Annotated in this window: 5 protein-coding genes and 2 pseudogenes; all 7 read right to left on the bottom strand. The window is 69.0% G+C overall.

Going from position 1 to position 6,876, the window contains the following annotated elements; all coding sequences use genetic code 11:
• Window positions 1–171: 171 nt before the first annotated feature.
• Window positions 172–636: a hypothetical protein gene (locus tag ABD52_RS35150; RefSeq protein WP_013476027.1), complete on the bottom strand. Its 465-nt coding sequence runs from the start codon at window positions 634–636 to the stop codon at window positions 172–174.
• A gap of 262 nt (window positions 637–898) precedes the next feature.
• Window positions 899–1,753: pseudogene (locus ABD52_RS41805) on the bottom strand (nitric oxide synthase oxygenase); the annotation flags it as partial.
• 105 nt (window positions 1,754–1,858) lie between these two features.
• A complete protein-coding gene (locus ABD52_RS35145) occupies window positions 1,859–3,088 on the bottom strand; it encodes a tryptophan 2,3-dioxygenase family protein (protein ID WP_030500439.1) in 1,230 nt (409 codons plus the stop codon).
• Window positions 3,085–4,242 carry an aminotransferase class V-fold PLP-dependent enzyme gene (locus tag ABD52_RS35140; protein WP_030500438.1) on the bottom strand — a complete coding sequence of 386 codons (1,158 nt, stop codon included), beginning with the start codon at window positions 4,240–4,242 and terminating at the stop codon, window positions 3,085–3,087. The genes ABD52_RS35145 and ABD52_RS35140 overlap by 4 nt, the downstream gene beginning before the upstream one ends.
• A complete protein-coding gene (locus ABD52_RS35135) occupies window positions 4,239–4,961 on the bottom strand; it encodes a tryptophan 2,3-dioxygenase family protein (protein WP_030500437.1) in 723 nt (240 codons plus the stop codon). Before ABD52_RS35135 ends, ABD52_RS35140 begins: the two co-directional genes overlap by 4 nt.
• Before the next feature lie 82 nt (window positions 4,962–5,043).
• Complete coding sequence (locus tag ABD52_RS41240; protein ID WP_225319866.1) at window positions 5,044–5,676, bottom strand: hypothetical protein; 633 nt, start codon at window positions 5,674–5,676, stop codon at window positions 5,044–5,046.
• 1,097 nt (window positions 5,677–6,773) lie between these two features.
• Window positions 6,774–6,876 (bottom strand): annotated as a pseudogene (locus ABD52_RS39560) (IS5/IS1182 family transposase); the annotation flags it as partial.

Below are 6,876 nucleotides of genomic sequence, written 5' to 3'. Positions count from 1 at the left end.
CAAACGTCGACTACGCGCGTGTCAGCAACAGACCGATCTCCTCGCCGGCTTCTTCGCCAGCACCGGCATGACCCTCGAACCCGAGCCACCGAGATAACTCGAACCTTGGCCTTTCAACCTCTGTAGCGGTGCGGAGCTTGGGGCCCGCGCAACCGCGGGCCCCAGGCTCGATCACCAGTCGCCGACGGCTCTGAATCCGTAGTACCTGCCCATGTCGATGCGGACCCAGACGTAGAACTTGGTGCCGTCCTTGACGTTGGTCGCGAGATTGCGCCATTGGCCGACGGGCACGTAGGTCCAGTTGTTGCAGGTGGCACGTCCGTAGAAGTTGACGCAGGCGTAGAAGGGGCCGAAGTCCACGCCGTCGCCGGTGTTGCGGACCTGGATATCGCGGCACTGGCTGGTGGTGCGGTAGTAGCTGGGGTACCTGGGGTAGCTGATGACTTCGACGCCGTCGTACTGCATGAAGTAGTCGGCGGCCCCGAATTTCGCGCTGTACGGTGCGGCGCGGCAGCCGGAAGCCTGGGCGGGCCCGGAGACACCGACGAGGCCGGCGGTGACGGCCATCAGGGTGACGGCTGCCGCGGCCAGGCGCGTCAGTCGCCGGTGGGGTCTGGCGGGTGTGCGTGTGGACATGTGTCCTCCCTTGAGTGGTTGGGTGTGGCGGCAGCGGCCGGGGGGACGTCGGCGCGCTGACGCGGTGAGGGTTCGTGGCCGGGCCTGGGGCGGCCGGCGGTGAGGGCGAGGCAGTACGGGTCCGCGACAAGGGCCGGGGTGGGTTGGCCGGGGTGGTAGTAGCGGCTCCAGGAGGGGCCTGAGGAGTCCTCGGGTAGGAGTTGAGCCAGCTCCAGTCACCGACCACGACGCGGCCGGCTGCTTCCTCGCGCTGCACGAAGCGGGCAAAGGCCCGGCTTTCGCGGTGGTGGTCGGTGATGGACACGCCCGCCGTTTCGAAGCTGTGCAGCACGGCTTCGTGGAGGGTGAGCAGAGCCTTGTCGGCGCGCAGCCGGTCACGGTCGTCGAGGCCCAGGCCTGCGATGATGGCGGGGAGTTGGTGGTAGCGGTGGGCGTCGGCGAGGTTGCGGGTGGCGATCTCTGAGGCCATGAAGGTGCCGCTGAACGGAGCAGGGAACTGCAGGCCACCGAAGTGGAGCGCCATCTTGCTGATGACGGGTACGGCGGGCCAGCGCAGTCCGAGGTCAGCGATCCACGGATGATCGGGGTGGTGGATCGGCACTTCGAGGATGTGCGCCGGCTCGGCCGGTAGCAGGTGCAGTCTCCCGTCGTTGGTGGCGGCGATCCAGGGCAGGATGTCGAACAGGCCACGCCGAGTGGGTCCTGACCAGCCGAGGTAGGTGGCCAGGTGGGTCAAGGCCACGTTGGTGGGGTCACCGAGGACGCCGTCTCTGCTCTGCCAGGCCGCGTAGCGGGCCAACTGCGGGCTGATGATGCGCACCGGGGGCGGGCCGGTGTGTGTGGCGGGTGGGAGGACGGTGATGACGGAGCGGATCCGTCCGCCGTTGGTGGCTTCGTCGAGGTGAGCGGCCAGTTCTCGCCGCACCTCTTGCAGGGTGGTGATGTGGCGGCGGTCGCGGACGATGAGGCTGGGCCAGCGCAGCCGGCCGATGCAGCGGCCGGAGTTGCGCCAGGCCACCCGCGCCGCGTAGGCCAGCTCGTCGTAGGTCGGCCGCCACGTCCCGTTCGCGCGGATCTCGGCGCGCACCTCTCGCCAGCGGCGCGCGAGGCCGGGCATCCCTAACTCGTTGTGCCGTTGGCGGAGGAAGGCGTGGGCTTGGGCTGGCAGCTGATCGTGGGGCATGTCCGCCCGTCGGCGCACGGTCGATGGCGCAGTCATCGGTCACCGCTCCTCAGGATCGTGGGCGTCGCTGTTGCGGAAGACCTTTTGGTCGCGGCCGTGGAGGAGGTAAGGCGTTCCCGGCGTGGCGCCGGTGCCTGGTCGTTCGGTGCCGAGCATTCGCACGGCGAGGCGGTAGTGGGTGCGCCGCCATTGGCGCACGGCGGCGGCGAACTGCCGCATCCCGTCGGCCAGAATGGGCGTTTGCGCGAGTGCCCGATGGTCGGCGCGGATGGCGTCGAGGGCTTCGTCGAGACTGCGCTGTCCGTTGCTGACGCGGGCGTACACGTCGGGCACGGACAGGTACGCCGCCGAGTGCAGACGCTGCGGGTCGGGTGTGCGGCACAGCGATTCGACCAGCTTGTAGGCGCGGGACTGGATCGCGCTTGCCCCGTCGGTGTAGACGCGGAAGGCGTGGAACGCCTCCGGTTGCATGGTGGCCAACAGCGACCACAGCGGTGCGGTCTCGCGCAGAAGCGAGGCCGCGAAGGACAGGCGCGTGCCGGCCGCGGGCAGACGTTCTTCGTCCACGGCGGTGATGGCCGCGGTGAGGTCCACGGCGAGCAGGGCGAGGGTGGACTCAAAGGCTTGCAGGACCCGGATAAACAGGTACTCGTCGTGGACGCGCTCGACCGGCAGCATGGTGGTCCGCAGCATCAGCCGGTCACCCGCGGTGCGATCGATCGCGGTCAGCGCGGTCAGGCGGCGGGCCAGCGCCATCGGATCGCCGGCGGCAGGGATGTCGAAGCTGAGCCGGCGCAGTGCGGGAGCAGCGGCGCGTACCGCATGTCGCACCCGTTTCCTCACCACCATCGCGTCGGGACGCATCTGGGGCAGCGGCGCCCCGGTGCTGTCGAGGGCGCGCAGCTCGAAGGAGATGAGGTCCGTCAGGAGCAAGGTGTGCAGGTGGTCGCGGCGGGCCAGCAGCTGGTCTGCCGGTCCGGCGTTGCTCTCCGCGTCAGGTATGGGTAGGAGGGGCAGGGCGAGGTAGGTGCGGTAGTCGTACTTGCCGTCGACCTTGTCGAGGGCGACGGCCAGGAAGTCGGCCAGGTATGCGCGCGGCCCGGACACCTCGGGCAGGCGCTCACGGGCGGAGCGCAGCGGCGTGGTCCACGTCTCGGGGATGAAGTGCTTGCCGTAGTAGAGGTAGGCGTCGACGACACTGTCGTAAGGGAAGCGGTGTGTGGTGGGCCGGCGGTGGGCCAGCCAGCGGTGCAGCGGCTCGGGATTCATCGGGCCGCTCCAGGGCGGGTGCGGCTGCGGCACCGGTACGCGGCGATCGCCTCGCATACGGCGTCGATGTCCTCGTTGGTGGTGTAGGCGTGCATGGCCAGGCGCAGGACACCTCTACGGGGCGCGGTGATGACGCCGCGGTGTCCGAGCCAGGCGGCCATCGCCTCCGCGTGTGGCTCGATGAGCGCCAGGTGGGCGCCTTGCGCGTTGACGTCGGCGGCCAGACGCACGACCTCGCCCTGGGCGGCCAGCCGCTGCGCGGTCATGGCGATGAGCCGCTGGGTGTGGTGGCGTACCTGCCGCAGGTTGAGGTCACCGATCAGGGACAGGCCGGCGACGGCGGCGTAGACGGCGGCTGCGGCGGGGGTGCCGGTCTCGTAGCGCCGGGCGTGCGGTGGCGAGTCCAGGACGGTGGTGCGAAAGGCATGGGGGTCGATGCGGCCGAGCCAGCCGGTGAGCGCCGGCGGCTGTCCGCCAGGATGCCGGACGTAGAGGAACGCCAGGCCGGGCAGCCCGAGCAGATATTTTCCGGTGCCGGTGACGAGGTAGTCGCAGCGCAGGGCGTCGACGTCGAGGGGGATGACGCCGGCGGCCTGGTAGGCGTCAACGAATACGGCAGCACCGGTGTCGTGCGCGGCATCGGCGATACGTGCGATGTCGAGGCGGATGGCCTCGCGGTAGGTGACGGCGGGCACTGACACCAGCGCGGTACGGGGTGTGATCGCCGACAGGTAGTCGCCGGTGTGCACCGTTCCGTCGGGCGTGCCACACCAGCGCACCTGCGCACCGGGTTGGGCCATCCAGATGTGCGCGATTCCCGGGAACTCGGCGCGGGTGGTGAGGATTTCCCGGCGTCGTCGCCACCGGCGGCCGGATGCCGCCTGGTGCGCGGCAATGCTGGCGTTGGGCAGGATCGCGACCTGGTCGGCGTCGGCGCCGATGAGGCGGGCGAACAGCTGGCGGGCCCGGGCGACCTGCTCCTCGCATGCTTGCCAGAAGCCGGGCCGCGAGAGGTCGTTGAGCATCCGGGCAACAGCCTGTTCCAGGTCGAGGGTGCGGGGGGCGATGCTGCACGCCGCCAGGTGGGCGCTGCCGGATGGCGTGGCCAACCGCTGCCGGAGCAACGCGGGTCGGGTCAGTGCCGCGGCGGTCACGGCTGCACCTGCCGGGGACAGGCCACGCGCGAGAACGCTTCAGTGAGTTCGCTGCGGGCTTCCCACAGCGTCGGAAACCGGCGGTGGGCGATGAGCTTGGTGAGGCTGTCAACCGGGGTACGGCCCGTGCCGAGCACGCCTTGACCGATGACACGGGTGGCGACGCTGTAGTGCTCGGTGCGCCACAGCGCGATCCGCTCGTCCAGCTCCACCAGCGCCTCGGCGAGCCGGTACAGCGGGTCCGACGGCTGTCCCCGATACAGGTCGATGGGGGTGAGGCGCAGCGAGGACAGCAGCCGGGCGAACGCGATGTCCAGCTCCGTGGTCGCTTCGCGGAGAAGCCGCCACCCGGGGCTTTCGAACCCTGACCCGTTGCCGAGCGCGGTCCGGATGACGGCGAACTGCGCCGGTGGCAGTGACCGCAGGATGCGCAGGTGCTCGGTGATGAGCCTCAGCGCTTCCGCAGCCCGACGGAGGAGGAGTTCCGCCGCGGACGGTTGCTCTGCGGCTATGTGCGCGAGGGCCCTGGCGAGATGTGAGCGGGTGAGCTTGAGCCACAGTTCACTGCTCTGGTGCACGACTTGGAACAACAGTTCGTCAGGGTGTACCCACTCCCCCGGTCCCTTCTGCAAGGACAGCAGGTCGTCGATGCGCATGTAGCGGGCGTAATCGGTTGCGCCGGATCCGGGCAGCACGGCGGGTAGGGATGTCGCGGACACGATGTCCTCCGGGCAGATTCGTCAGGTACGTCGGGCACGGCGGAACACATGGCAGGAGGCTGGAGCGCAGGCGTGGAGAGGTTCAGGCACGTAGTGCGGACACGGCCGTACCTGCGACCCTGGTAAGGCGAGCGACGATGTCACGGGGCATGGGCGCGCCGAGGCGCAGCGGGGCTGCCGCGATAGTTAGGTAGAGGTTGTCGTCGTAGGTCACGACGTGGATGCCAGTCAGCTCATCGCTGTAGGTGTAGGCAGCTGCGCCGAGGCCGCTGATGTCGGTGACCGGGCCGCTGTCTTCCTGGACGCTCCGCAGTCCCTCGTACATCGGCTGACCCGAGGCGGGGCCGCCGACCGTAGCCGTGATCACCACTACCAGGCCGTCGGGCAACCGCCCTACCGTCATGGTGCACGTCATGTTGGTGTCAGCACTCGCTTGCCGCACCTCGCTTCGTTCGTTACTGACGGGCCCGAGCGACTCGCGCAACGCAGAGGGCTTGAGCACCTGGCACAGCTTTTCGACGTGACGGTAGGTTTCCGCAGCCGCCAGTGGCGTCGAGGGCGAAACGGCGCTCGACGGGGCGGCGGCAGACGAGGTCCCGCGAGAAGCCGGCTGCTGCGAGGCTCGTTCGGCCTGCGAGCATCCAGCGCCGGCGATCATCGTCGCGATAACGAGTCCGAGCCCCACACGGGTGAGGCGGCGTCCCGATGCCAGCATGGTCGGGCTCCTGCCATCTCGGGGATGCTGCGGAAGCTTCCGCTCCGCTGCCACGTCACCCGCGGGCAGCACGTGGGTAAGGGAGCTGGGTCGCGATGCATCGTCGGGGCGACTCTCAGTGCCGTCGCCTACGCCCAGAGCAGTACTTCGGCATTGCGGCATCAATGTGCTGACACGATTCATGCTGACGGCCTTAGCCTTTCCCGGGGCACGGTGATAAGCCAGTCACGGGTCCCGCGACCGGTATTGGCGGTGCCCCTCCCCCGTCCTTGGAGCCGCGCCAAGCATTAACAACTCAGCATGACGGCAGCGCTCGTGTCCACTCATACGGCTAGCCCTAGCCGAATCTACCCGCCTTTTGCGGGGATGCGGCCATTGCCCTGAGCAGCGAAAAAGCCTTGAAGATGGGTGAGTCAACTCGAACTGTCGCTGGCTTGCGTGACAGCCTTTCGCTAGCGTGCCGACAGGTTCATCCGCAGTCCAAAATCTGCGCCGAGCAGCGATCATCAGAACATCAACGGGGGGAGGACTAGTTCGTGATACGCCAACCGAGAGGAACAATCCAACGCTTTTCCGGCTGGTCCGCTATCATCGTCGGACTGGCTGCGGCGGGATTCGCTTTGCCGTCTCCAGCCTTTGCCGAAGCCACTCAAACCAGCACGTCCTCGGCCGCCATGACGACACAGCCCGAGCCGAATCCGTCCCAGGCCGAGAGCGGTCCGCCCGCTCTGGAGCCGACACCGACCCACGAACCTGAGCCGACGAATCCGCCGCCGGATCCGGACCCGACGATTCCTCCCGGGCCTGATCCCGCGACCCCACCGCCTGTACCCGACCCGAGCACGGCGCCGCCACAGTCGCCCTCCGCCCCACGCCCAAGCAGCGGGTCAGCGCGGCCATCGGCCAGCCGCTCGGCTGGAGCTGGGGCGTCGCGGCCTGGCGGATACCCGGGTGGTGAGGGCGGAGTGGGGACGGGCCCCGAGGCGCCGTCGGGACCGTCCCTGCCGGTGACCGGCGCGAACCTAACCCGAATCTTCGGACTTGGCGCCACGGCACTGGCCGCCGGCATCGGCCTAAGGCGTGTTTCATAAGCCCGGTCAGAGCCATTCACAGATGATGGTGATGGTCAGGACGGCCTGGAACCGGACGGCCAACTTGTCGTAGCGGGTGGCCAGGCCGCGGTGGCGCTTGAGCCGGGCG

Origin of the sequence: Micromonospora sp. RV43, from assembly GCF_001029515.1 — a bacterium.
GTDB classification, from domain to species: domain Bacteria; phylum Actinomycetota; class Actinomycetes; order Mycobacteriales; family Micromonosporaceae; genus Micromonospora; species Micromonospora aurantiaca.
Note: the sequence above shows the minus strand (reverse complement) of the source record. Positions and strands in the feature narration are given on the sequence as shown.

Bases quoted from the DNA above. Each gene is read 5' to 3' on its own strand.
- ABD52_RS35150 (WP_013476027.1), bottom strand. From the start codon at position 636: ATGTCCACACGCACACCCGCCAGACCCCACCGGCGACTGACGCGCCTG.
- ABD52_RS35145 (WP_030500439.1), bottom strand. From the start codon at position 3,088: ATGAATCCCGAGCCGCTGCACCGCTGGCTGGCCCACCGCCGGCCCACC.
- ABD52_RS41240 (WP_225319866.1), bottom strand. From the start codon at position 5,676: ATGCTGGCATCGGGACGCCGCCTCACCCGTGTGGGGCTCGGACTCGTT.